Below are 23,794 nucleotides of genomic sequence, written 5' to 3'. Positions count from 1 at the left end.
CCTTTAATACACACACAAATTAGGCGAGTTGTAGATGTATTAAAGGATAAAAATAATTTGGGGCGTAATCTATCTATATGATAATTCAAAATGAAATATAAGTCTATATTTTTATGTTTTTTTTGATTATATTAATGTTACTGAGCTCAGAAGAACGATGTGGAGGGTAAATATATGAAATCAAACTACGTACCGGTTTTAATTGTTGGAGGGGGATTATCAGGATTAGCGTCTGCGTTATTTCTTGCAAAACATAACATTGATTACTTGCTTATTGAAAGGCATGAAACTACTGCAATTCATCCGAAAGCAGGTGGGCTTACTTTTCGTACGATGGAGTTATTTCGAGAGTTAGGTTTAGAAAATAGAATTAGGTTGGCAGGTAAAGCATTAGAGAATTGCCGAGGAAGAATAGCGGTTCATACAATAGCTGAGGTGAATAATGAAGAGTTGGCACAAATGAGGGCGACTCAGTATGGAAACGATGAAAAGTTACTTCAAAAAGTAGAAGAGATTAGTCCATCAAAACAAACTGCTTGTTATCAAATTATTTTAGAAGAGATGATGTTACAGTACGCGGAAAAATTAGGCGGAAAGCTATCTTTTTATCATGAACTGGTTTCTTATGAGCAAAATGAAAACGGGGTAATAGCGATTATTCGAGATCGGGAAACAGGAAAAGAAAGTGTCATACATTGTGACTATGTAATTGCAGCAGATGGGGCAAAAAGTAAAATACGTGAGCAGTTAGGGATTACGACCGAGGGACGGGGTACAATCGGTGGGTATTATATGAATATTTATTTTGAAGCGGATTTAAGTGAATTTATACAAGGGGACGCATTCGGTTTTTCTATGGTACTTCATCCGGAGGTTCTTGGTGCGCTTATTCCAGTCGATAACGTAAAAAAGTGGATTTATCATGTAGCTTACGACCCATTAAAAGGAGAACGACCAGAGGATTTTACGATGGAACGTTGTAAACAAATTATTCAAACAGCAATTGGGAGCACAAATGTTGAGCCGGAAATATTAAGTGTTTTACCGTGGGAAGCGGCTGAAAGTACAGCTACGAAATTTCAAGGAAATCGCATTTTTTTAGTTGGTGATTCTGCACATATTATGCCGCCAACAGGAGGATTTGGTTCAAATACAGGTATACAAGATGCACATAATGTAGCATGGAAATTAGCGGCTGTTATAAAAGGGCAAGCAAATCCAAAATTGTTAGAAACGTACCATGAAGAGAGGTATCCTGCTGCAAAATTAACGACGGATTATGCGAGTAGTTTGCTGTTCCGTGCTGCCAATAGAGAGGAAGGCAGTTTGAATAATATGGACGGTTTAGCTGTTACTGTTGGGTATCAATATTGTTCAGAGGCGATTATAGATGACTCAGCCACTCCACATAGAATGGATAGAGTAGCGTTGAACGGAAGACCTGGAACACGAGCACCACATTTTTGGGGAATGTTTGAAGGTAAGAAAGTTTCTATACTAGACTTATTCGGTAATAATTTTGTATTACTTACTGGAGTAGAAAATTATTTTTGGGCTGAAGCTGCACATGATGTGTCATCTAAATTAGGAATAAATATAAAAGTGTGTCGAATTGGTTTAAGTGGAGACTTTATTGCTCAAGAAAATGTTTTTCGTGAACGATATGGGATAGGTCATGAAGGAGCTGTAGTAATTAGACCAGATGGCTTTATTGGATGGCGTTCGGAAAAAGAGGTAGAGGTAGCAAATTTAGATACAGTGCTTAACGAGGTAATGAATCATTTATTGTGTAATTTTTAAGTAGCTAGGAAGAATTGTCTTATATAAGACAATTCTTCTACTTTACGCTAACTCTCCAATAAACCAAATCTCTTTTTTAAAGCATTCATCTTCATCATGAATAATCTCTTGAAACTGTAAAGTTTGAACGGTATGACAAATTGAAATTCTCCATGTCTTCCAAAAATCGGATTCATTTGAAAGAGGAATCCACTTTTGATACTCACTATTTCTATTGAAAAAATTATGAAAGTAGTCATCATTTTTAAATACGATAATTTGTGAGCCCCATAAATCTGCGATAGAAATCATAACAACGACTCGATATGTATGTGTATCACTCGGTTTCATTTTTATTAATTGATTTGCTTGATTTAATAAAGTTTGCATACATAATCGCTTTACTTTCCTAGGTGTTTTACGAGAATCGATAAAAGCTTGTGAAACAGGTAACGGCATATACCAATATTCATCATTATGGAAAGTAGAAGGGAACGTTTTTGTATGTTCTTCAATTCGTTTTATCATAGTGTTTGTTCTTCGTTTCATACCACGTATTTTCTTTTCACGCATTGTGAGTCAACTCCATAAATTTTTGTATTACTAAATATTTCAGTAGTCAGCTTATATAAGAAGAATAAAAAATAAAAGAATGTTAGTAATGTAAATTTTTTATGAAGAAAGTCTAAAGAAATGCCATATGAGCGACATTTCTTTTTGAATATGCTGTATAATCAAAGTGTAAATGAGATTCGTTTTCAATGACGTTCATTCCCTCTTTTGAAATTACCTGTTATTTTAGCCATAATCAGTTGTTTTTCTTTGTCGTTATTCGTATGATTTATTTTGTTTAAAAATTTTTCAGCATCATTTCCTTTTAAGATCATAATTTGTTTTCCGTAATATTCAATTAAAACTATATTATTATTCGTTACCCGATAATGAAACATCCTATCATCTAAACGATTGCGTTTATCAGTCTTTTTCATATTACATCTCCATTCTTTTTAGTATGTAACAAATGTTACATAAGAAATTGAAATTATAGTTGGATGTATCCGATTGTATGGTGGAAATTTTGTAAGAAAGAAATACAATAGAGAGTAGTTAAAAATTGAATATGAGAAAAAGGAATCTAGTTTAAATAGAGTGAATAATAAGTAATACTATAAAAAAATTAAAAGATATAGAATAGAATGGATGCACGTTAAGTGAAACTAGATAAAAGAGGGCTCCTAGTATGTTAAAGAAATGGTTAATTGTTTTCTTTATTTTTGCTGTTTTTTGTGGTAGTGTCGTTGCGCTAATACATGCAAATAAAGATAAGAAATATGATATAAAGGCATTTTCAAAGGTAAACGGTAAGCAAAAGGACGATGTGCAAGGAGTTAGTGTAGCTGAAAAAAAACGTTATGAAATTGCAGCTGAAAAACTAGATCAATATTTAAAAGATAAAGGATTTAATGGTAGTGTTCTTGTAGCTAGTAAAGATCATGTGATTTTACGAAAAGGCTACGGATATGCGAATGTGAAAGATAAAGTATTAACAACGCCCAGAACGAAATATCGCATTGGTTCTATTACGAAAACAGTTGTTGCAATATCTATCATGCAACTAAGAGAAAAAGGGCAATTGAATATTGATGACAATGTAAATAAGTATATTCCATCGTTTCCGGCAGACAAAAACATTACATTACGAAATTTGTTAACACATACGTCTGGATTGCCAGATCAGGGGCAAGGTAGTGTTGATGCAGCTTCACGTTTAAAATTAGTAACGTGGATTGGAAAGCAAACGTTGCAATTCCCTGCTGGAACGGGATGGAAATATACAGATTATAATTATATGGTGCTTGCGTATATTGTAGAAAAGATTTCGAATAAACCGCTCGCTGAATATGTGAAAGAAAATATTTTTACGCCTGTTGGAATGCATGAATCTGGAATGGGGGCAACTCTCCCTGAAGATATTTTCTTAGCGGAAGGTTATACGAAAAAAGATAATGAGTTAATAGATGCACCTCGTTTAAAAATGAACTGGCTGTATGGTTGTGGTGAAATGTATACGACCGTTGAAGATATGAAAAGGTTAGATGAAGCTATTATGGACGGTAAACTACTTTCTAAACAAAGCTTAACGGATATGTTTTCTGCATCACCTGCAAGAAAATATGGATTTAGTTTTTATATTTACCCAGATTATTATCATAACCACGGTGTATTAGCTGGTTGGAACACATTTAATAATTTTAATTGGGATAAACGAACGTTTGTAATATTATTCTCTAACGTACAAAATGGTATGAATGATGCATTTAATCAAGAGTTTAGGAAAATGGCGAATGATTTAATAGAAGGAAAATAGTAATTTTAAAATCGGTATTGATATGTAATTATCAATACCGATTTTTTTATTTAGTAAGGTTCTACTTAGTGAATAAACAGCTAGGAGAGGTAGTTAATAATAGAATAAATTTATGGGGGAAGTTAAATGATATTAATGTTAAATAGAGGAAAGATGCTACATGAAGTTCATTTATTTGTACGGAATTTATGCGGAAGAGTAATTGGTAAATTTTATATTTATGAAAAAGCTTGAGCTTCACACTATGTGAAGCCTTACATTATTGGAGAGAAGAACAGGAGGTTGAAAAGTGAAAAAAATAGTAAAGCTTTGTTTAATAAGTGCATTATCTACAGCGATTATTAGTGGTTGTTCTTTTGAAGGAAACAATGAAAATGTCAAAGGAAAAGAGGGTGGAAAAGTAGAGGTACAGAAAAACGCCGGGAAATATACGATGCCGGATGAAAAAGATAAACATGAAGGTACATGGCTACAATGGCCCCATGAATACACATATGGTCAAGAGTATAAACAAGAAGTTGAACCTATTTGGATTAAGATGGCAAGTGCTTTAACTGAAGGTGAAAAAGTTCACATTGTTGCATATGATGAAGAGGAGAAGGAGCGAATCAATAAGCTTTTAATAGATAAAGGGCTGAATATGGAGAAAATTGATTTCTTCATCGCTCCTACTGATGATGTATGGGCAAGAGATAGTGGACCAATTTTTGTTTATGACAATAATAAAAATTTAAAAATATTAGATCCAGCATTTAATGGGTGGGGAAAGAAAACTCCTTATAAAAATGATGCTCGTATACGTGAGAATGTTAGCAAACAATCAGGGATTGAAAGAATTGATTGGGGGGAATTTGTTCTTGAAGGTGGCGCAATTGAATTAGACAGTAATGGGACTGCTTTATTAACTCGAAGTGCTGTAACGAATAAAAATAGAAATCCCGATTTATCAGAAAAGGAAATTGAAGAATATATAAGTGACCTTGGGGTGACAAACTTTATTTGGTTAGATGGCGTGCCTAATTTAGATATTACGGATTTTCATATTGATGGATTTGCTAAATTCCATGATAAATCTACCATTGTAACGATGAAAGAAGATGACTTGGCTGAATGGGGTTTATCAAATAAAGATATGGATACATTGTTGGATGCAAAAAATGCTTCAGGACAGAAGTATAAGTATGAATACTTACCGCTTAGTAAAGAAAACGTTGCTTTAGAAAACGGGAAAACTCTCGATTATAAGGGATCATACATCAATTATTATATTGGGAATAAAGTGGTATTGGTGCCTAATTATAATGATCCGAATGATAAAATCGCAAACGATACGATTCAGAAGTTATATCCGGATCGTAAAGTAGTCGGTATCGATGTGAGAGAGCTTTATAAAAATGGCGGTATGATTCATTGTGTGACACAGCAACAACCAATTAGTTTGAAGTAGTAAACGGAAGTTTAATTATCGGCGGGGATGTCCCATAGTCGAACTTTTGGCTAGGTGGCATTCTTTTTTATTTGTATAAAAGGGGTAACGTTGTTGAAAGAAATCATTTTAATTAGCTTCATAATGATTGGATTTATGATTCTAGTATTTAATTGTATGCTTTCATAATTTTAAAGATTAAATAGGATTCATTACAATCATCAAATATTTATATTTTGAATCCTTGTCAAGAGTCAATTTACGGCTTAATGACGGCTTTATATTTTTTATATAAATATATAATATTTGCCCATGCTATAATCCATTCAAGAAATGTGCACGTTTTAAAAATTGTAATGAAAAGTATTGGGGAAGAGCGGGCGTTTTTAAATCGGCTACTCAATTATTATAAAAAAAGCGAGGTAAAATATATGGAACAAAAGGGAATTATTTTTACTGCGATACCAGATGAATCAAATGAATATTATGAACCGTTTTATGAAGAACTTATTTATTTTAATGAAAATTTAAATGAAAAAAAGGGAATTACAGACCAACTGATTTCTTTATCTGTTGAAGAACAAGAATTCCATACGAGCTTTTTTGAGTATGATGATATTTGGTTAAGAGATGTTGCGCCAGTTGTAACGGATCATCTTGTTAAATTTAAATATCGACCAAATTATTTACCAGATGATCAAGGGCGGTATTTAGATCAACAATTTAATAAATGGTTGAAAAAGAACGACTTTGAATATGTGAAATCCCCGTTAATATTAGATGGTGGTAATCTTATTTGGAATAAAAAAGATACCGTTATATTAACAGAACGCATATTTGATGATAACGATGATTGGACAGAAGAGGAGATTATTGAGCAATTAGAATGGGATTTAGATGTGAGCCGAGTTATTATTATTCCTGCTGAAGAAGGAGATGTACTTGCGCATGCAGACGGAATGGTTAAATTTATTGATGAACAGACAATGTTTATTAGTGATTTTCTAGGGGATCATGAATTTAGATATAATGTTCAAGAGATTATTCAAGAGCAAATGCCAGAAGCTGAATTTATTGTTGTTCCTTCGTCATATACAGAGAAAGGGCAATATGATCAAGAAATAGCGTCGGCAAAAGGTTTATATATAAATATGTTAGAAACATGTGATGCTCTTTACGTTCCTAAGTTTGGATTAGCTAAAGATAGAGAAGTGTTACGATATATTCAACAGTATACGGAGAAACAAGTTATTCAAATTCATGTAGGAGAAATATCAACAATGGGAGGCGCAATGAATTGTTTAACGTGGTATTGTCCGAGTCATTTGTTACCTTCAAAAATGAAGAGGTTGGACAATCAAAATGAAGGTTCTTCAATCAAAAAAATATTTGATTGGTTTTAATCAATAAGCTTATAAGAAAATGTATTCAAGGGGTATTTATATGTATACAATTACTGAATTTTCACGGATTTGTAAAATGAGTACACGGATGCTAAGGCATTATGACAAAGAGGAGATATTAAAACCAGCATATGTGAACCCGGTAAATGGTTATAGATATTATGAGCAAGGGCAGCTAGAGATAGCATTGAAAATTAAAAAGCTGAGGGAGTACAAGTTTCCTTTACCGAAAATTAAAGTCATTCTCCAGTCATCAGATCAAAATTCATTTATTAAACATATGCAAGAGCAAATTATAGAGTTGTCTCATGAGGTGAAACAAAATTTACAGGTTATTTCTGAAATGAATGAAATGGTAAATATGAATAATGGTTTAAATATTGCTCGCCATGGAAGTTACGACATATTAATTGGAATGAGAAATGAAATAACGGTAATTGCTCAAAGATTACAAATAGATATAGATGATATGGATGATTATTTTTATGACTTATATGAGAAAGTACAAAAAAATAGCATTCAAATAGTTGGCTCTCCATCCGTAGTTTTTTTTGATCAAGAGTATATTCCAAATCGCAGTGATATTGAATTAAGAATTCCGATTATGGATGATGATAAAGGTGTATTACAAGGGGGCGAAATAAAAAAGCTAAATCAGCATCAAATCGTTACTACTATGCATTATGGTAGCTATGATTATATAGGTTATGCTTATATAGCGTTAGAAGAGTGGATTGAAAGGAATGACTATATAATAGATAGTCCCCCATATGAAGTCTATATAAAGGGGTCAGAATGTGATTGTTTAGTAGAGGAGTATGTGACACAAATTTGTTTTTTAGTTACGAAAATAGAATGAGAATAAGGATTGACATTAACATTATGTCAATCCTTATTCTGTATACAAAAGCAATTACTAAAATGAGCGCCGATAAGATTCCGAATGCGAAAGTTTTAATGACAGTTTTACAAGGGGAAATAAAGAGTCACCTTATGAAGTGGTTATAAGCAAATGAAAATATTTTTGTTGACCTTAACACGATGTCAAAGTATAGACTGAACTTACATTCAGAGAAGGGGTGAACATGTATGAGAAATATAGAAAATAGTTTGTTTTATATGCCTGCAGAATGGGAAAAACATGAGGGGACATGGCTCCAATGGCCTCATGATAAAGCACATAGAGGTGAAGGTTACCGAGCTAAGTTGAATGATATTTGGATAACGATGGCAAAGGAGCTTCATTATGGAGAAAATGTGCATATAGTTGTATTTGATGAGGAAGAAAAAACGCATGTCCAATCGAAGTTAATTGAAGCGAAAGTAAGTATGGATAAAATTGATTTCTTAGTTCAGGAAACTGATGATGTTTGGATACGAGATAATGGACCAATCTTTGTAAAAGATAAAGAGGAAAATCTCTGCCTAACACACTGGCTATTTAATGGTTGGGGGGATAAATATCCGTATGAAAACGATGCTGTTATTCCAAATAAAATAAGTGAAATGCATAACATTCCAAAAATCGAATCTAGTGTCTGTCTAGAAGGTGGAGGAATTGAGACAAACGGAAACGGGACCTTAATGGCAGCGAAAACTTCTATTATAAATGAGAATCGAAATCCTACACTAAGTCAGGAAGAGATTGAAATGGAGCTAACGAAGTATTTAGGGGTAACGAATTTTATATGGATAACTGGTATTCGCGGTGAGGACAATTATGATGAGGATACGGATTACCATATTGATGGTGCAGCACGTTTTGTAAATGAAAATACGATTCTTTATGAATATGATCCTTTTGGGGAAGGAGAGTCGTACCTTTTGGAGGCGTATGAAAAACATTATCAAGAATTGCGACAAGCAAGAAATATAGATGGAAAGCCATTTCAGCTCATACCAGTACCGGTAACGAGAAAAATGGTAAAAGAGGCAGACTGCAAGGGCTCGTATTTGAATTTTTATATTGGAAATGAAGTCGTATTGGTACCTATATACGGTGATGAACATGACAAGTTAGGACTTCAAATCATTGAAGGACAATTTCCAGGGAGAAGAATTGTTGGTATTTATGTTAATGAATTGTATGCGTATGGTGGCATGATTCACTGTGTGACGCAGCAGCATTTAGACTAAAGTGTTTTAAATAAAAAAAGCATGCAGAGCATATACTCTGCATGCTTTTTATAATGCTGAAAACTCTTCAACAAGTTCACTAAAGCGATTTAATGCACTTTCAATTGGTTCTGGTGTAGTTAAATCAACACCAGCTTTTTTCAGTAGGTTTAGTGGGTAATCAGAACTTCCACCTTTAAGGAATTCAATATAGTTTTTCTGAGCATTCGGATCGCCGCTTAATAATTTATCAGCGATTTGAATGGCAGAGGCAAATCCAGTTGCGTATTTGTATACGTAAAATGGACGATAGAAATGAGGGATTCTAGACCATCCGTATTTTACTTCTTCATCAAATACAAGTGAATCACCGTTATATTCTCTAAATAGGTTTTCATAAATTTCACTGAAGACTTGTGCATTTAATGGTTTACCTTGCTCAGCCATTTCGTGTGTGATTTTTTCAAATTCTGCAAACATGATTTGTGTAAAGAAAGTACCTTTAAAGCTATCGATAAAGTAGTTAATTAAATGATTACGCACGTTCGTTTCTTTCGCTTCTTTTAATAAATAATGGATTAATAACACTTCATTTACTGTAGAAGCAACTTCTGCGACGAAAATGGAATAGTGTGCAGAAATTCTTGGTTGATAACCGTGTGAATAATGTGTATGCATACCGTGACCGCATTCGTGAGTAAGGGTGAAAAGGCTATTTAAATCATCATGATGATTTAAAAGAATGAAAGGGTGAACGCCGTATACACCAAAGTTATAAGCGCCAGAACGTTTTCCTGGTGTTTCTCTTACATCTATATATCGTTTATCTTTAAAGCTTTTTAATGTTTCAATATACTCTTCTCCTAAAGGAGCTAGAGATGCAAGCATGATATCAAACGCTTCATCGTATGGAATGTCTTGTTTTACACCTTGTACTAAATCGACGCCTAAGTCGTATTGTCTTAGTTCATCTACATTTAATTTTTCTTTTCGAAGTTCATTGTATGTATGTAAAGATTGAATGTTTTTCTTCGTCGTATCAATTAAATTTTCATATACTTCTTTCGGAACCATATCGCCAAATAATGATTTCTCTAAAGCGGATGGATACTTTCTTAGCTTTGACACAGTAACGTTATTTTTAATTGCAGCGGATAAAGTAGAAGCGATAGAATTCTTTAATTGAACATATGGTTTGTAATACGCTTTATAAGCTTCTTTACGTTTCTCACGATTCTCATCTTCTATTAATTTTGCATACATACCACGTGTTAAAGGCACTTTCTTTCCATCATCAGTCGTCACTTCACCAAAAATTATATCTGCATTATTTAACATGCCAAATGTGTGCTGCGGAGAGGAGAGTGCTTCACCCATTTGTGATAAAATTTCTTCTTGGTCTTTATTCAATACGTGTTTTTTGTAGCGGTATAACTCAAATAAATCTTCTTTATAATATTGTAAGCCCTCTGTTTCTTCTATGTAAGAATGTAATGTGTTTTCATCTATACTAAGTAAGAATGGAGAGAAGAATGATTTCGCTGCACTTACTTTCACATGTAATTGTGATGCTCTATCAACAAGGGATTGAGAGTCCGTATCGCGCGTATCAAGGTCAGATTGTAATCGTGCATAAGCAAACATTAATGATAATATGCTTGATATTTCTTCGCTCTTTGTTAAATAAGCTAGTAAACGATTTCCATTATGAATACTTCCGTTAAATTCTTTTAGTTCACTTGTTAACTTTTCTATTTTTTTATAGTCATTTTCCCAATCATCAATCGTATCGTAAATATCTGTTAGATTCCATTTTTCACTATCAGGTACGTTTAATCGATTTTTAAGTTCTGTCATAATCATTTCCTTTCTAAACATGTAGTTATATTTCTATATAACTATGAAATACAACAAATTGCAAAAAATCCCTGCTGTAAGCAAGGCTTAAAAATTAGAGTGTAATGCCGAATTTTGAATGTAATAGGTTTACATATTGTTCTTCTGTAACTGTTTCTTTTATTTTTTCACCATTTTTTGTAGCGGTAAGACTATCTTTCGTTAAAGAGGCATGACCATCTTCAGTAAGTTTTACAATAAGAGGTGCTTTGTTAAATGGTGAGCTCTCATGTTCAACGATAATTTTTTGTGCTGCATTTGCTTTCTCTTCATCTACTTCTTCAATATAAAATGCATAGCCTAACGTCCAATCATCAGCAGAAGATTGATCGAGAAACTCATTGTTTTTACGCATTTCTAAAATGTAATTACCTTTTTCAGTTGTTTCTTTGCGAATACGATAATCTCCTGTTACGGAGTGAATGACTTCACCTGAGAAAGGGACAGGTGCAAGAGGTAAGTATGATCCGAATCCAACTTCAATTAAATAAAGTTCATTATGGTGTTTTAAAACTGTTGCGATATGTCCAGAGTCGACAGCCCATAGAGAGTTTGCAGCGTTATAAACTGTTCCTGAAACGAGATGAACATTGAATCCAGAATCTTTAAGGAAGTAATACATAGTCGGGTTTAGTTCATAACAAAGACCGCCGCGGTTGTTTATTAAAATTTTTTCTTTCAGATTTTCTTTTGATATTTCTGTAAAGTTCTTTTCGAGAACATTTAAGTTTTCAAATGGAACAGTTTGTGCCATTGCATACATAATGTTAGGTAAATCTTCAAATGAAACCGTTTCTTGTTCATGTATGTGTAATCGTGCGAAAAATTGTTTTTGAAAGTCTGTCATAGTAATCCCTCCGGCATGCTTTTATAGATAAATTGTAAACAATCTTGAGTAAGATGTGAAATTAAAACTATGTTGAAGTACTTGTGAAATATTTGAAGTTATGCTACAAGATAATGTAAGAGATTAGAAGAGTGCAGCTTTATTCAAAACTTCTCGTCTTTTTTATAAACGTCGTGAATCTATCAGGGCATTTATATATATGAAGTAAAGAGGAGAGACAATATGAAAAAAACAAAAATGAAATATAGCATGATGTTTAGTTTATTACTATTAACATCATGTGATGTATCGGATGAAGAAATTGAACAAAAAGCACAAAGTTATACAAAATCGGAGTATGGTATTTCTGTTAAACTAAATCAAGTTGAAACACTGGATAATGGAAAGGATTTCCTCGGCCCAAAGAGGCGGATAGCTTCTGTGCAACAAGTAGATGAACCGCATTTGCAATTTCAGCTTTATTTCGATGGACAAATCTCTCCAAAAGTAAATAATGATAACTATAAAATAAAAAAAGAAGCGAATGATTTACAAGAAAGATTCAATACATATTATGAAGAAAAAGAGAATAATACGATACTTGCTTTCGATCAAATACAGACGGGGGATAATGTTTCCGATAAGAATGCTGAGAAAGAAATAGCGAAGAAAAATTTGAAGCAGTACTATACGGCAGTTTTTAGAAGTAATACTGTTTTAGATGTAAATAATCCTTCACATATGGAAACATTAGCGGAAGTTGCAAGAAGTATTCAGGAATTTAATAAAACACTTGAAGATAATAAGAGTAGCGTGGAAGATATAACGATTCAGTTTCCAGGTGCTAATAAGGATGTATTACAAAATATTGCAGTAGATTATATATTAACGGCTGAAGATGCAAAAAAGACCCTTGAGAAAAAGGCTGATTATATGAAAATTTTACAGCTTAATAGGTGAAAAAATTATCCTTCCTCAGGTGTGAAGGACAATAGTCTGACACCTTTACTTCTTACAAAACATATAGTATGATGATTTCAGTAAATTAGATTTCAATGACTATAATATAAATTAATGAGAGGTGCTTTTTGTGAGTGCGGTAGGTACTAAATAGGAAAAATTTAATGAAATAAATCAGATAAGATCAGGGGATTTTTATGTACATCATACCCCTAAATTTGTCATGGATTTATTTCGATACCTATGAAGATACCTACAATACTTTATAAAGCGTGTAATAAGGGGACTGCCATCTGTTTTTATGGCTTATTTCCTCATATGTTATTACACATGCCTTGTAAATGTAAAAGCTGCGGTATCCCCGCAGCTTTTTTGTATATATTTTTAATGTATAAAAATGGTAATTAAATAATGTAGAGCTCATTGGAATCTAATGAGTAGGTATCTTCATTAATGATAGAAATTAATCATAGTGAGGAGAAACAAAATGAATACGATGACTTTTGAAAAGTTACAATATAACGAATTAAAGGAAATAGTGAAATCTTATTGTGTAAGTGGACTAGGAAAAGAATTATTAAATAAATTAGAGCCGAGTACGAGTATAAAAGTAGTGAGAAATCGCTTAAATGAAACGACAGAAGCACGAGCAATATTAGATGCAGAAGGGCATGTGCCTTTCTTCGGAATTTCTAATATCGCTAGCACAATTCAAAAATTAGAAAAAGGGATGATTTTAGATCCAGAAGAATTAGTAAGTGTTTCAGACTTTTTACGTGGATGTAGAAAGATTAAAAAGTTTATGTTAGATAAAGAATTTTTTGCACCAGTATTAGCTTCCTACGCAAATTCAATGACTGAATATAAAAGTATTGAAGAGGAAATTAACTTTTCAATTAAAGGAAATAGCATTGATGCAGCTGCTAGTAAAGAGTTAAAGCGAATTCGTAATAACATCGATTCTGTAGATGGAAAAATAAAAGAACGTTTAACGAAGTTTTTAAATAGTAGTGCAAATAAGAAATATATTCAGGAATTCTTTATTAGTAAAAAGGATGATCGCTATACGATTCCAATTAAATCATCCTATAAGAATCAAGTTGCGGGAAGTATTGTCGAAGCCTCGGCAAAAGGCTCTACTGTATTTATAGAACCGCATACGGTTACGAAGTTAAATGTGGAACTCGCAAGCTTGAAAGCAGAAGAAGCGATGGAAGAGTATCAAATTTTAGCGACGTTATCAGGAATGGTAGTAGAAAATATTTATCATATAAAAATTAATATGGAACTTATTAGCCAGTATGATATGGTATTTGCGAAAGCGAAGTTTAGTAAATCAATCGATGGAATAGAACCGAAGTTAAACGATCATGGCTACATTCATTTAGTGAATTGTAAGCACCCGCTTTTAACAGGGGAAGTTGTACCGTTAAACTTTGACATCGGTCAAGAGTACCGTAGCTTAATTATTACAGGGCCGAATGCAGGTGGTAAAACAATTGTGCTAAAAACAATTGGATTACTAACATTAGCGACAATGTCAGGCCTTCATATTACTGGAGATAAAGAAACGGAAATCGCTATTTTCGAAAATGTATTTGTAGATATTGGTGATAATCAAAGTATCGAAAATGCACTAAGTACATTCTCATCTCATATGAAAAATCTATCCGAGATTATGAGAATGTCAAATAATAATACGCTTCTATTATTTGATGAAATAGGAAGCGGTACAGAACCAAATGAAGGTGCAGCACTTGCGATTTCTATTTTAGAAGAGTTGTACCTAGCGGGATGTATTACAATTGCGAGTACGCATTACGGTGAAATAAAGCGATTCTCAGAAATGCATGATGACTTTATGAATGCAGCGATGCAATTTAATAGTGAGACGTTAGAACCGCTTTATAAATTAGTAATAGGTAAATCAGGAGAAAGTAATGCACTTTGGATTGCGAATAAAATGAACGTAAAAGCGCATGTACTGAAACGAGCGAAAGAGTATATGGGAAATAAAGAGTACGCTCTAGAAAAAGTGAATGAAAGTAAAATTAGAAAACCGAAATTTGTGCAAGAAAAAAGAGAATCTCATTATGAGTACAAAATCGGCGACCGTGTGAATTTATTGGATTATGATGATTTTGGTATCATTTATAAGGAAAAAGATAATTTCTATAATGTCGTTGTATATTATAACGGTGAATTTATTGAAGTGAATGTAAAACGTATTACATTAGAGGTAGCGGCGAAGGAATTATATCCAGAAGGGTACGATTTAAGTACACTATTTGTCGATTATAAAGAAAGAAAAATGCAACACGATATAGAGCGCGGATCGAAAAAAGCACTCCGTAAAATTCAAAAAGAAATGAGAAAGAATAGAGGGTAAGTTAAAATGGTAACAATTAGACAAGAACAAAAAAACGATTATAGAAAAACAGAAGAAGTTGTACAACAAGCATTTTTACATGAAGAATTTAGTGATAAAAAAGAACACGAACTTGTAAAACGTATTAGAGAATGTGATGCATTTGTTCCAGCGTTATCTATCGTTGCGATAGATGAGGAAATAGTTGGTCACATTCTGTTATCTAAAATTACGATAGAACAAGATGGAACTTCTGTAGATTCATTAGCGCTTGCGCCAGTTTCAGTTGCTAGGGGTCATCAGAAGAAAGGGATTGGCGGAAAACTAATCGCAGCTGCTTTAGAAAGGGCGAAAGAACTTGGATACGGATCGGTTGTTGTATTAGGGCATCCAGAATACTACCCGAAATTTGGTTTTAAGAAAGCAAGTGAATGGAATATAAAAGCGCCATTTGAAGTACCAGATGAAGTGTTTATGGCGATGGAATTAAGGGAGAATGCTCTTGAAGGTGTAGAAGGGATTGTTCAGTATTCAAGTGCGTTTTCTGGATAAGAAAAGGAAGCTAGAGATAATCTAGCTTTCTTTTTGGTTCGTAAAAGTAGGAATTCATTTTATTTATGAATTGTATATTTGAAAACGAGTGGCTGAATTAGAAGGTAAGCTGTACATATCCAAAATATAATCAATCCACCTTTAAGGAATGAACTAACGTGTAATGAACCTAAAATAAATATAACAAAGATGAGAATCGTGAAAAATAAGAGAATGGAAGAAGTTTTTGCATATAATGTAGTTTTACAATTTGGACATACGATAGAGTACATATTTTTTTCGTTAATATTACTAGTTTTTTGAAGGAGAGAGGGGTGGAACAACTGGTACATTTCAAATTGGATCCCTCCATTTCTAGTTAACAAGGTTTTGAAGTTAAAAAGAATTGTGACCAACCAGCATTAGTTTGTCTAGATTTATAATATATTGTAGAAGGATTTTTGTATTACATATTCTCCTGAAAAAGGAAAAAACCTTCATAATAAATGATGCATTTGGAAGGTTTTTGAATAATATAGCATAATTTGAGCTGCTTGCACTTAGCTTAACGTAGGACTATCCTTAGTTTTTGTTCAAATGGTAATTAAAATGTTAAAATAGATATAGAAATCTAAGGGGAGAGAATAATATGAAGAAGCAAAAAATTGATAGTAATATATTGAATGGAAATAATGGGAAAGTAGTTACGTTATATGTTACAAGACACGGTAAAACAATATTAAATACGAATCATCGTGCGCAAGGTTGGGCAGACTCTCCGTTAGTAGAAAAAGGTGTGGAAGTTGCCACAAATTTAGGAATGGGATTAAAAGATATTCATTTTACGAATGCGTATAGTAGTGATAGCGGTCGCTCGATTGAAACTGCTAATTTAGTATTAAAATATAGTGAGCAGTCAAAATTGAAACTTGAGAAAAGAAAAGATTTACGAGAATTAAATTTCGGTATTTTTGAAGGTGAAAAACTTGAAAATATGTGGGATGTGATTGGAAAAGCTGCAGGCGTTGCATCACCAGAAGAACTTATGAAGTTTTCTATTCAAGAAGTGATTGACCTTATTAGAGCAGCAGATCCTACGAAACAGGCGGAAGATTGGGAATTATTTTCTACTCGTATAAAAACAGAGATTGATAAAATTAGTGAAGAAGCTGCTGAAAATGGTGGAGGCAACGTTTTAGTTGTCGTTCATGGGCTTTTGATAACTGCGTTAATAGAAATGATAGACAGTAGTAAAACAAAACTTGGAGTAGAAAATGCTAGTGTAACGAAAATTGTATATCAAGATGGAACATATACAGTCGAGTCGGTCGGAGATATGAGTTATGTTGCAAAAGGGTAACTAACTGTTACGATATATTTAACTAATTATAACCAAAGTTAATTAAATATATTAGTAAGCCTTGCTAGTCAAGTGATTGGCTAGTAGGGCGGGTTAACTGCGGGCAATCCCTAAAGCTGATCGAACTACAACGTGGCTAGAAATGGTGAGCGTGAATGTTGCGAAAGCTGAAAAAATCAATCAGATGATTAAGGAGTTGACTTCTGATGATATTGGCGAAGAAAGTCAGACTGATTCCAACGTCTGAACAAGAAAAAGTGCTTAGAAACCATGCTGGTGCTGCAAGATTCGCTTATAACTATTGTAAAAGAATGAGTGATAGATACTATAAGCTATTTGGAAAATCTGTTTCACAGTTAGATTTACAGAAACGATTTACAAAGATCAAGAAGCGAAAGAGATATAAGTGGTTAAATGACATCAATGCACAAGTTCCAAAACAGGCTTCAAAAGATTTTGACAAGGCGAGGAAACATTCGTTCGAAAAGTACAAAAATGGTTATCACACTTCTTATAAATCCAAAAAAGATTTAATCCAAGGATTTTATGCCAATTATGAAAGACTGATTATAGGAAAGAAAGTAGTTCATATTCAGTCCATTGGAGAAGTGAAAACAAGTCAACAACTACCAAGAAACAAAAAAACATCAAATCCAAGAGTTACCTTTGATGGTCGTCACTGGTGGATTAGTGTAGGGTTCGAAGAATCCTTTGAAGCGCAAGAATTAACCGATGAGTCGATTGGTGTGGATGTTGGTTTAAAAGAGCTGTTTGTGGCTTCTAATGGTACGAAAGAACGAAATATAAACAAAGATGCCAAGGTTAAAAAACTTTTGAAAAGGAAAAAGTCAGCGCAAAGAGATATGTCTAGGAGATTTAAAAAAGGTGTAAAAATTCAATCTGCCGGATATGAAAAAGCTAAAACTGAGCACCTGCGGTTATCTAGGGAAATTACGAATATCCGAAATAACCATATCCATCAAGCAACAGCTAAATTGGTGAAAACCAAACCAATGAGGATTGTTGTGGAAGACTTACCTATCTCAAACCTGTTAAAAAACAAAAAACTATCGAAAGCATTTTCATTTCAAAAATTAAACTTCTTCTTTCAATGTTTATCATACAAGTGCGAGAAGTATGGCATTGAGTATGTAAAAGCTGATAAATGGTTCGCCTCAAGCAAGATTTGCTCATGTTGCGGAGTAAAATACGACCATTCAGTTCAACCAGAAGGACAGTGGAGTTTAAAGATTCGTGAATGGGACTGTGTTGGGTGCAATAGCCATCACGATAGGGATTTAAATGCTGCGATAAATTTATCAAGATGGGTAAAATAAATGCTTGATAATAGGAGGTAACGATACTGCCTCGTGTGGAGTGTTATACCCCTCGTCCCTTCGGGGTTGCGAGAACACGAAGAAGCACTAACTTGTGTAAATTTGATTGAATTGTATAGATTTAGTTAAGTTTATCGTATCGGGATGAAAGCTATGTTCTATTGCATTAACTGTTCTGACATTCACCATGAAAAACATCCGAATGATAAAGTGAAACTTTAATCAGTGGGGGTTTTGTCCATCCCCCACTGATTATTAGCCCTCACCAATCGGGCTTTTACGGGCAGTTGTCTCCCACCTAACTTCCTCGTATGCGCCGAATTTTGAGGTGGGAGTCTTACTGCGGGGTAAAGTATTCAAAAACGGTTTTTATATTGATCCATTTTTAGGTGATCGTTATCACCTCGGTATGTGCACTGATGCTCAAAAGCATGAAGCAGAAGAACGGCTTTTAACGTCAAGAAAATTAGACACAGCCCAATCTATTATGAACGTATTACCGACACATGTTGTCCCAACATAAAATATAAAAAAGAGCTGGCTCACCCAGCTCTTTTTTATGCTTTATAAACAATCATTGCTGAAAAACAATAAATTTGGTTTTCATCATCGTTAATTGAAACACCAACTTGATACTTAATATCTACAAATTTACTATCATCAATCTTTTTTAAAAATACATTTACTGCGTCTTCTAAATCTTTTTCGTGACTTTCATCAAACACTTTCACACGAATCATGTTAACACCATCCTAGATCGCAGCCCTCCGCCGCTTGATTATTGCCACGGTGCGTATCTATGATGCGATAAAACTTTCCATTCTCATATATATATCCGTCTTCTAACACATATTGTTTACCTTCAGTATAGACATAAAACTTACCTATCATAAATTTACTCGTATATAATTCCAAATAATCTGGTCTAAATTTAGCTACCACTTTATTTGTAATATCAATTTTTATTGTGCGCCCCACCTTCTCTCCCTCCTTTGCAAAGAACGGATTTAGGTATATTGTATTAGCGATTTTACATTTTATGCTAAAAAATAAGTGGATATGCCTTATTTTTTCGCCTGTACTATTTTTCTAAAAAAATCTCCCCTTTTTATTCCACATATACAGGCAAAAAAACATCTAAAAAAATAACTTTTACATATTGACTACGATGTATCAGATATGATATTATATAAAATTTGATATTTTTACCAAAGTATGTTATCATTAAAAATGGTTACCACATATGGAGGTGGATGATTTGTTTCAAATTGGTGATAAAATCGTTTATCCAATGCACGGTGCAGGAATCATCGAAGCAATTGAAGAGAAAGAAATATTAGGTACTACTCGTCAATATTGTGTGATACGCATCCTTAATAAAGATATGCAAGTAATGCTTCCGATGGATCAATTACAAAAATCAGGTATACGTTATATCGTCGATAAAGGTACGTTAGATGGTATACTTCTTGAATTTCATCATGGGGAATCCGATCCCTCACTCTCTTGGAAACAAAGATATACAATGAATATGGAAAAAATGAAGAACGGCAATCTTCAAGATAGCGCAGAAGTTGTTCGTGATTTACTTCGTCGCAATAAAGAAAGAGCATTAAATGCGAGCGAAAAACAAATGCTAGATAATGCGCGTAAAATGATGATTAGCGAAGTTGCTCTCGTGCAAAATGTTTCTGAAAATCAAGCAACAGAATTACTTCAAGATACAATTAATCATTAATTTTAAAATAGCTGGCCGCTATTTTTTTTTGTAAAAAAAGGACAAAGAGATAAAACTCTTTGTCCTTTTCTATTACCCTGCTAACGTTTCGGGTATAAGTTACCGCTCTACACCATTAGAATGTGCTTTCATTTTTTCCTTCGCTCGTGCGCACACCTTTTCTGCAATCACACTAGAAACATTTTTTTCTCGTTCCACATCCTTTATCTTTATGTGATCTAAATTATCTTCCAAAGTAAGTGTAACTTTGTCATTCGGCGGATTGTGTGCACCTTGAAAAGTAAGAAATTGTATCGTCACTTCAAATCTAGGAACGAACTCATCTTTTTTGCCCAGACGCTTTATATTTATAACTGAGTCACATTCATATTGATCTTCTGTCGCTTGCCTTATAACGGAGTAATACCGATTCAATAACGCACTCTCTAACAGCTGCTCCTTCGACTCTTTTGCCCACGAATAACTTGGAGAAAAGAAAAAGATAGAACATATCATTATCATCATTACACATAGTTTTTTCATAACGCCCTCCTTGTTCTATAAATTAGTGTTCTCAAAAATGCCATAAAAAAACGACTTCCCCTATTCAGGAAAGTCGTTTTAATAAATCCAATATTAACCACCGCTCACTGGTGGTATGAGTGCAACAACATCACCAGATTGGATCGTGTCATCTTCATTTGCGTATTCTTCATTAATTGCAACCATAATTGGTGCTGACACCGGTACATTATATTCTGTGGCAACAATCTCTTTTAACTCTGCAACCGTAATATTTTCTTTCTCTATTTGTAATTCACTTGTTCCTGCTTCTTCTTGCAAGTGCGCAAATAACAATACTCGAATCATATTTATAGCTCCTTCCCAGGCTCTCCCGCCGGATATGGTGTTTTTTCTAATTGGTCACCAATCCACGAATCACCATCTTCCCAAAACTCCTTTTTCCAAATCGGAACAATTTGTTTTATGCGTTCCATAATATATTCATTCGCTTCATAAGCCGCTTTACGGTGCGGTGTTGAAACAGCAACAACAACCGCGATATCAGAAATTTGCAATGTACCGATGCGATGTGTAATTGCAACGTGTGTACCTGGCCATTTCTCTTTCACTTCTGAGCAAATTTTCTCTAGCATCTTTTCTGCCATCGTCTTATATGCCACGTACTCTAAGTATAATGTACGGCGCCCTTTCGTAAACTCCCTAACCGTTCCAATAAATGTTGTAACGGCACCGCATTCACGGCGAATTACCTTCTTCGCTACCTCTTCAATCGAGATTTCTGTATCAATGACTTCATACGTCTTTTTCATTTTGCACTCCTAACCGTTTGTACAAACCAGTCTATATAAAAATCTTCTTCTGTTATATGAAATACTTTATATTCTTCTCTTAATTTTATCGAAACATCATGCCACGTAATAACCGCGACTACATTTTCTACTTTATGTAAAAGTTCAGCGTCTTCCGCAGAACGAAGTAACACTACTTTCGGGTAGTTCTCTTTTTTATAGCCCTCTATTAAAATCGTATCCACTTCAAAAAACTCATATAAGCGAATAATTTCTTGTAAAGACCATTCCTCTCTTAATGAAGAAAGCGAAAGTAATCCAGCACCTTCTACACTACTTACGACAGCACCAGCTTTACGGTGTCTTTCACTATCTTTTTGTGCTACTTCCGGAAAACCTCCGTGCCCGTGATGTTTAATTGTAGCAACCTTCATTTCACTTTCTGCTAATGCATGCACAACTTTCTCTACAAGTGTTGTTTTCCCGCTATTTTGATACCCTACTATTTGTAAGATTGAAGGGGCTTTGCCCATGGCCAATCACATCCCTCGGCGTGCTCTAACAATAATACAGACACTTTCATCCCTGCCTCAAATCCTCTCGTTCCTCCAGGCAACACAATAAAAGCATTCGCATCCGCGAGTGAAGATACCGCACTCGATTTATCTAAACCGACCGGCATCGCTTGTAATCCCCCATCTACAATCGTTACGTTTGCTCTTACAAAACGAGTAAACGGATTTGGCTTCGGAAAATCTTTTTGTAAAATAGCATCAGCTCTATATACATGGGGCTCCTTCGCATACAAATACGTTTTTATAATTGGATGCACAAATAATTCAAATCCTACGTAACAAGCGGATGGATTCCCTGACAAACCGAAAAGCAACTTTCCATCAACTTCAGCTACTGTCGTTACACTTCCTGGTCTCATCGCTATTTTATTAAAGAGTACATTCGCCTGTAACCTTTCATAAATAGCCGGTAAATAGTCATAATCTCCTACCGACACACCACCCGTTGTAATTAAAATATCAACCTCATCCATCGCGGATTGAACAGCTGTAAAGCATGCATCTAACTCATCAGCAAGTTGGCCATAATAACTAACTTTCCCGCCAGATTTCATAATTTGAGCGGCTATCATATAAGAGTTACTATTTCTAATTTTTCCTGCCTCTAGCGGCTCATGTACTTCTAATAATTCACTTCCTGTCGTTACAATACCAACAACAGGCTGTTTTACAACTTTCACCGTACTATATCCAAACGTAGCTAATAGGGCGGCAACACCAGGATTGATTGCAACACCTTTCTTAACAAGAACTTGATTTTGTTTTATATCTTCTCCTTTGAATGACACATTGTCACCACTATTAAAAGGACGCTTTAACTTCATATATGTACTTCCGTTCTTCTCGGACCCTTCCGTCAGCTCTAGCATTACAACTGCATCGCACCCCTCTGGAATAGCCGCTCCTGTCATAATACGAACCGCTTTAAAAGATCCTACTTCTTCTAAAAAAACAGACCCCGCCCCGATTTCCCCTATTACTTCAAATTCAACTGGATTCTCCTGACTTGCTTCTTTCGTATCTTCTGCTCGAATTGCAAAACCATCGTAAGGAGAACGATCAAAATGAGGAACGTCATGATCTGAAACAACATCTTCCCCAAGAATTCTCCCGTAACTTTCCGTAATAGAAACTTCTTCTACTTCACCATGCTTCGCATATTTCATTACTCGTTCTACTGCCTCAGCAACTTGAATTGGAATTCTTTTTTCTACCATCATTTCTCACCTCATATTTGCAATTTTTTTTATCTCGATTAAACTTTATATATTAAATAGCAATTACTTCAAGGAGGAATTCCATGTCTTCATTCACACACTTTAATGACCAAGGACGCGCGAAGATGGTTGATATAAGCGAGAAAAAGGCAACCGTTCGAACAGCGATTGCGTGCTCTAGCATCGTCGTTACAAAAGAAATTTACAATAAGATCTCTCATAATGAAATTGGAAAAGGTGACGTATTAGCAGTTGCACAAATCGCAGGTATTATGGCTGCGAAACGCACTTCTGATATTATCCCAATGTGCCATCCTTTATTATTAAAAGGTGTTGACGTTTCTTTCGATTGGAAACAATCAGAAGAACAATATCGACTACTTATTGAAGTAAAAGTTAAAACAGAAGGTAGCACTGGTGTTGAAATGGAAGCTTTAACAGCTGCTTCTGCTACTGCTCTTACTGTGTATGATATGTGTAAAGCTGTTGATAAAGGTATGATTATTGGCGAAACATACTTATTTGAAAAAACAGGCGGAAAAAGTGGAGATTATACGAGAAATTCGTAATCCGCTCTCCGTTGAACCTAAAGGGTTTCCTTTA

Annotated in this window: 25 protein-coding genes and 1 pseudogene; 15 read left to right on the top strand and 11 right to left on the bottom strand. The window is 34.3% G+C overall.

Annotation, left to right across the window (positions count from 1 at the left end; all coding sequences use genetic code 11):
* The first annotated feature begins 174 nt into the window (after positions 1-174).
* A complete protein-coding gene (locus MR065_RS03015; protein ID WP_242212446.1) occupies positions 175-1,800 on the top strand; it encodes an FAD-dependent oxidoreductase in 1,626 nt (541 codons plus the stop codon).
* A gap of 42 nt (positions 1,801-1,842) precedes the next feature.
* Here MR065_RS03015 and MR065_RS03010 read toward each other — a convergent pair whose 3' ends face one another.
* Both MR065_RS03010 and MR065_RS03005 read right to left on the bottom strand, forming a co-directional pair.
* The gene (locus tag MR065_RS03010) at positions 1,843-2,352 is read right to left on the bottom strand and encodes a DUF3916 domain-containing protein (protein WP_242212445.1); all 510 of its coding nucleotides are present in this window, start codon (positions 2,350-2,352) and stop codon (positions 1,843-1,845) included.
* 185 nt (positions 2,353-2,537) lie between these two features.
* Positions 2,538-2,768: a hypothetical protein gene (locus MR065_RS03005; RefSeq protein WP_242212444.1), complete on the bottom strand. Its 231-nt coding sequence runs from the start codon at positions 2,766-2,768 to the stop codon at positions 2,538-2,540.
* Between the two features lie 251 nt (positions 2,769-3,019).
* Here MR065_RS03005 and MR065_RS03000 point away from each other — a divergent pair, with 251 nt between their 5' ends.
* The 5 genes from MR065_RS03000 to MR065_RS02980 all read left to right on the top strand — a co-directional run bounded on the left by MR065_RS03000 (position 3,020) and on the right by MR065_RS02980 (position 9,112).
* Positions 3,020-4,147: a serine hydrolase domain-containing protein gene (locus MR065_RS03000; RefSeq protein ID WP_242212443.1), complete on the top strand. Its 1,128-nt coding sequence runs from the start codon at positions 3,020-3,022 to the stop codon at positions 4,145-4,147.
* A gap of 289 nt (positions 4,148-4,436) precedes the next feature.
* The gene (locus MR065_RS02995; protein ID WP_242212442.1) at positions 4,437-5,594 is read left to right on the top strand and encodes an agmatine deiminase family protein; all 1,158 of its coding nucleotides are present in this window, start codon (positions 4,437-4,439) and stop codon (positions 5,592-5,594) included.
* 314 nt (positions 5,595-5,908) lie between these two features.
* Positions 5,909-6,976: an agmatine deiminase family protein gene (locus MR065_RS02990; protein WP_396022357.1), complete on the top strand. Its 1,068-nt coding sequence runs from the start codon at positions 5,909-5,911 to the stop codon at positions 6,974-6,976.
* Positions 6,977-7,016: 40 nt separating this feature from the next.
* Positions 7,017-7,835, top strand: coding sequence for a MerR family transcriptional regulator (locus tag MR065_RS02985; protein ID WP_242212440.1), 819 nt, complete (start codon positions 7,017-7,019; stop codon positions 7,833-7,835).
* A gap of 230 nt (positions 7,836-8,065) precedes the next feature.
* A complete protein-coding gene (locus tag MR065_RS02980) occupies positions 8,066-9,112 on the top strand; it encodes an agmatine deiminase family protein (RefSeq protein WP_242212439.1) in 1,047 nt (348 codons plus the stop codon).
* 48 nt (positions 9,113-9,160) lie between these two features.
* Here the strand turns inward: MR065_RS02980 and pepF are convergent, their stop codons facing one another.
* A complete protein-coding gene (gene pepF / locus MR065_RS02975) occupies positions 9,161-10,948 on the bottom strand; it encodes an oligoendopeptidase F (RefSeq protein WP_242212438.1) in 1,788 nt (595 codons plus the stop codon).
* A 94-nt stretch (positions 10,949-11,042) separates the two neighbouring features.
* Positions 11,043-11,834 carry an arylamine N-acetyltransferase family protein gene (locus MR065_RS02970; protein ID WP_242212436.1) on the bottom strand — a complete coding sequence of 264 codons (792 nt, stop codon included), beginning with the start codon at positions 11,832-11,834 and terminating at the stop codon, positions 11,043-11,045.
* A 222-nt stretch (positions 11,835-12,056) separates the two neighbouring features.
* On the opposite strand from MR065_RS02970, the gene MR065_RS02965 reads away from it, so the two are divergent.
* The 7 genes and pseudogenes from MR065_RS02965 to MR065_RS02935 all read left to right on the top strand — a co-directional run bounded on the left by MR065_RS02965 (position 12,057) and on the right by MR065_RS02935 (position 18,892).
* Entirely contained in the window at positions 12,057-12,773 is a 717-nt protein-coding gene (locus MR065_RS02965) for a hypothetical protein (protein WP_242212435.1), read from the top strand.
* A gap of 487 nt (positions 12,774-13,260) precedes the next feature.
* Positions 13,261-15,162 carry an endonuclease MutS2 gene (locus MR065_RS02960; protein ID WP_242212434.1) on the top strand — a complete coding sequence of 634 codons (1,902 nt, stop codon included), beginning with the start codon at positions 13,261-13,263 and terminating at the stop codon, positions 15,160-15,162.
* A gap of 6 nt (positions 15,163-15,168) precedes the next feature.
* Positions 15,169-15,693 carry a GNAT family N-acetyltransferase gene (locus MR065_RS02955; RefSeq protein ID WP_242212433.1) on the top strand — a complete coding sequence of 175 codons (525 nt, stop codon included), beginning with the start codon at positions 15,169-15,171 and terminating at the stop codon, positions 15,691-15,693.
* A gap of 628 nt (positions 15,694-16,321) precedes the next feature.
* Positions 16,322-17,032: a histidine phosphatase family protein gene (locus tag MR065_RS02950; protein ID WP_242212432.1), complete on the top strand. Its 711-nt coding sequence runs from the start codon at positions 16,322-16,324 to the stop codon at positions 17,030-17,032.
* Positions 17,033-17,238: 206 nt separating this feature from the next.
* Complete coding sequence (locus MR065_RS02945; protein ID WP_242212430.1) at positions 17,239-18,369, top strand: RNA-guided endonuclease InsQ/TnpB family protein; 1,131 nt, start codon at positions 17,239-17,241, stop codon at positions 18,367-18,369.
* 144 nt (positions 18,370-18,513) lie between these two features.
* A pseudogene (locus MR065_RS02940) lies at positions 18,514-18,582 on the top strand (DUF3973 domain-containing protein); the annotation flags it as partial.
* A 115-nt stretch (positions 18,583-18,697) separates the two neighbouring features.
* Positions 18,698-18,892, top strand: a complete 195-nt coding sequence (locus MR065_RS02935; RefSeq protein ID WP_242212429.1) for a DUF3973 domain-containing protein — start codon at positions 18,698-18,700, stop codon at positions 18,890-18,892.
* 34 nt (positions 18,893-18,926) lie between these two features.
* Here the strand turns inward: MR065_RS02935 and MR065_RS02930 are convergent, their stop codons facing one another.
* Positions 18,927-19,109, bottom strand: coding sequence for a sporulation protein Cse60 (locus MR065_RS02930; RefSeq protein ID WP_000621750.1), 183 nt, complete (start codon positions 19,107-19,109; stop codon positions 18,927-18,929).
* Between the two features lies 1 nt (position 19,110).
* Positions 19,111-19,347, bottom strand: coding sequence for a DUF2553 family protein (locus MR065_RS02925; protein ID WP_000533802.1), 237 nt, complete (start codon positions 19,345-19,347; stop codon positions 19,111-19,113).
* A 265-nt stretch (positions 19,348-19,612) separates the two neighbouring features.
* Here MR065_RS02925 and MR065_RS02920 point away from each other — a divergent pair, with 265 nt between their 5' ends.
* On the top strand, positions 19,613-20,107 hold the full coding sequence (locus tag MR065_RS02920; RefSeq protein ID WP_097904652.1) for a CarD family transcriptional regulator: 495 nt from the start codon (positions 19,613-19,615) through the stop codon (positions 20,105-20,107).
* Positions 20,108-20,206: 99 nt separating this feature from the next.
* On the opposite strand, the gene MR065_RS02915 is transcribed toward MR065_RS02920, so the two are convergent.
* The 5 genes from MR065_RS02915 to MR065_RS02895 form a co-directional block, all read right to left on the bottom strand.
* Positions 20,207-20,629, bottom strand: coding sequence for a DUF3888 domain-containing protein (locus MR065_RS02915; RefSeq protein WP_242212427.1), 423 nt, complete (start codon positions 20,627-20,629; stop codon positions 20,207-20,209).
* 93 nt (positions 20,630-20,722) lie between these two features.
* The gene (gene moaD, locus MR065_RS02910) at positions 20,723-20,956 is read right to left on the bottom strand and encodes a molybdopterin converting factor subunit 1 (protein ID WP_242212425.1); all 234 of its coding nucleotides are present in this window, start codon (positions 20,954-20,956) and stop codon (positions 20,723-20,725) included.
* Positions 20,957-20,958: 2 nt separating this feature from the next.
* The gene (gene moaE, locus MR065_RS02905; protein WP_242212424.1) at positions 20,959-21,420 is read right to left on the bottom strand and encodes a molybdopterin synthase catalytic subunit MoaE; all 462 of its coding nucleotides are present in this window, start codon (positions 21,418-21,420) and stop codon (positions 20,959-20,961) included.
* Complete coding sequence (gene mobB / locus MR065_RS02900) at positions 21,417-21,932, bottom strand: molybdopterin-guanine dinucleotide biosynthesis protein B (protein WP_313895147.1); 516 nt, start codon at positions 21,930-21,932, stop codon at positions 21,417-21,419. The genes moaE and mobB overlap by 4 nt, the downstream gene beginning before the upstream one ends.
* Positions 21,902-23,191, bottom strand: coding sequence for a molybdopterin molybdotransferase MoeA (locus tag MR065_RS02895; RefSeq protein ID WP_242212421.1), 1,290 nt, complete (start codon positions 23,189-23,191; stop codon positions 21,902-21,904). Before MR065_RS02895 ends, mobB begins: the two co-directional genes overlap by 31 nt.
* A gap of 83 nt (positions 23,192-23,274) precedes the next feature.
* On the opposite strand from MR065_RS02895, the gene moaC reads away from it, so the two are divergent.
* On the top strand, positions 23,275-23,760 hold the full coding sequence (gene moaC, locus MR065_RS02890) for a cyclic pyranopterin monophosphate synthase MoaC (RefSeq protein WP_242212420.1): 486 nt from the start codon (positions 23,275-23,277) through the stop codon (positions 23,758-23,760).
* Positions 23,761-23,794: the final 34 nt, after the last annotated feature.

Origin of the sequence: Bacillus cereus group sp. BfR-BA-01383 (genome assembly GCF_022663495.1) — a bacterium.
GTDB classification, from domain to species: Bacteria; Bacillota; Bacilli; order Bacillales; family Bacillaceae_G; genus Bacillus_A; species Bacillus_A cereus_AU.
Note: the sequence above shows the minus strand (reverse complement) of the source record. Positions and strands in the feature narration are given on the sequence as shown.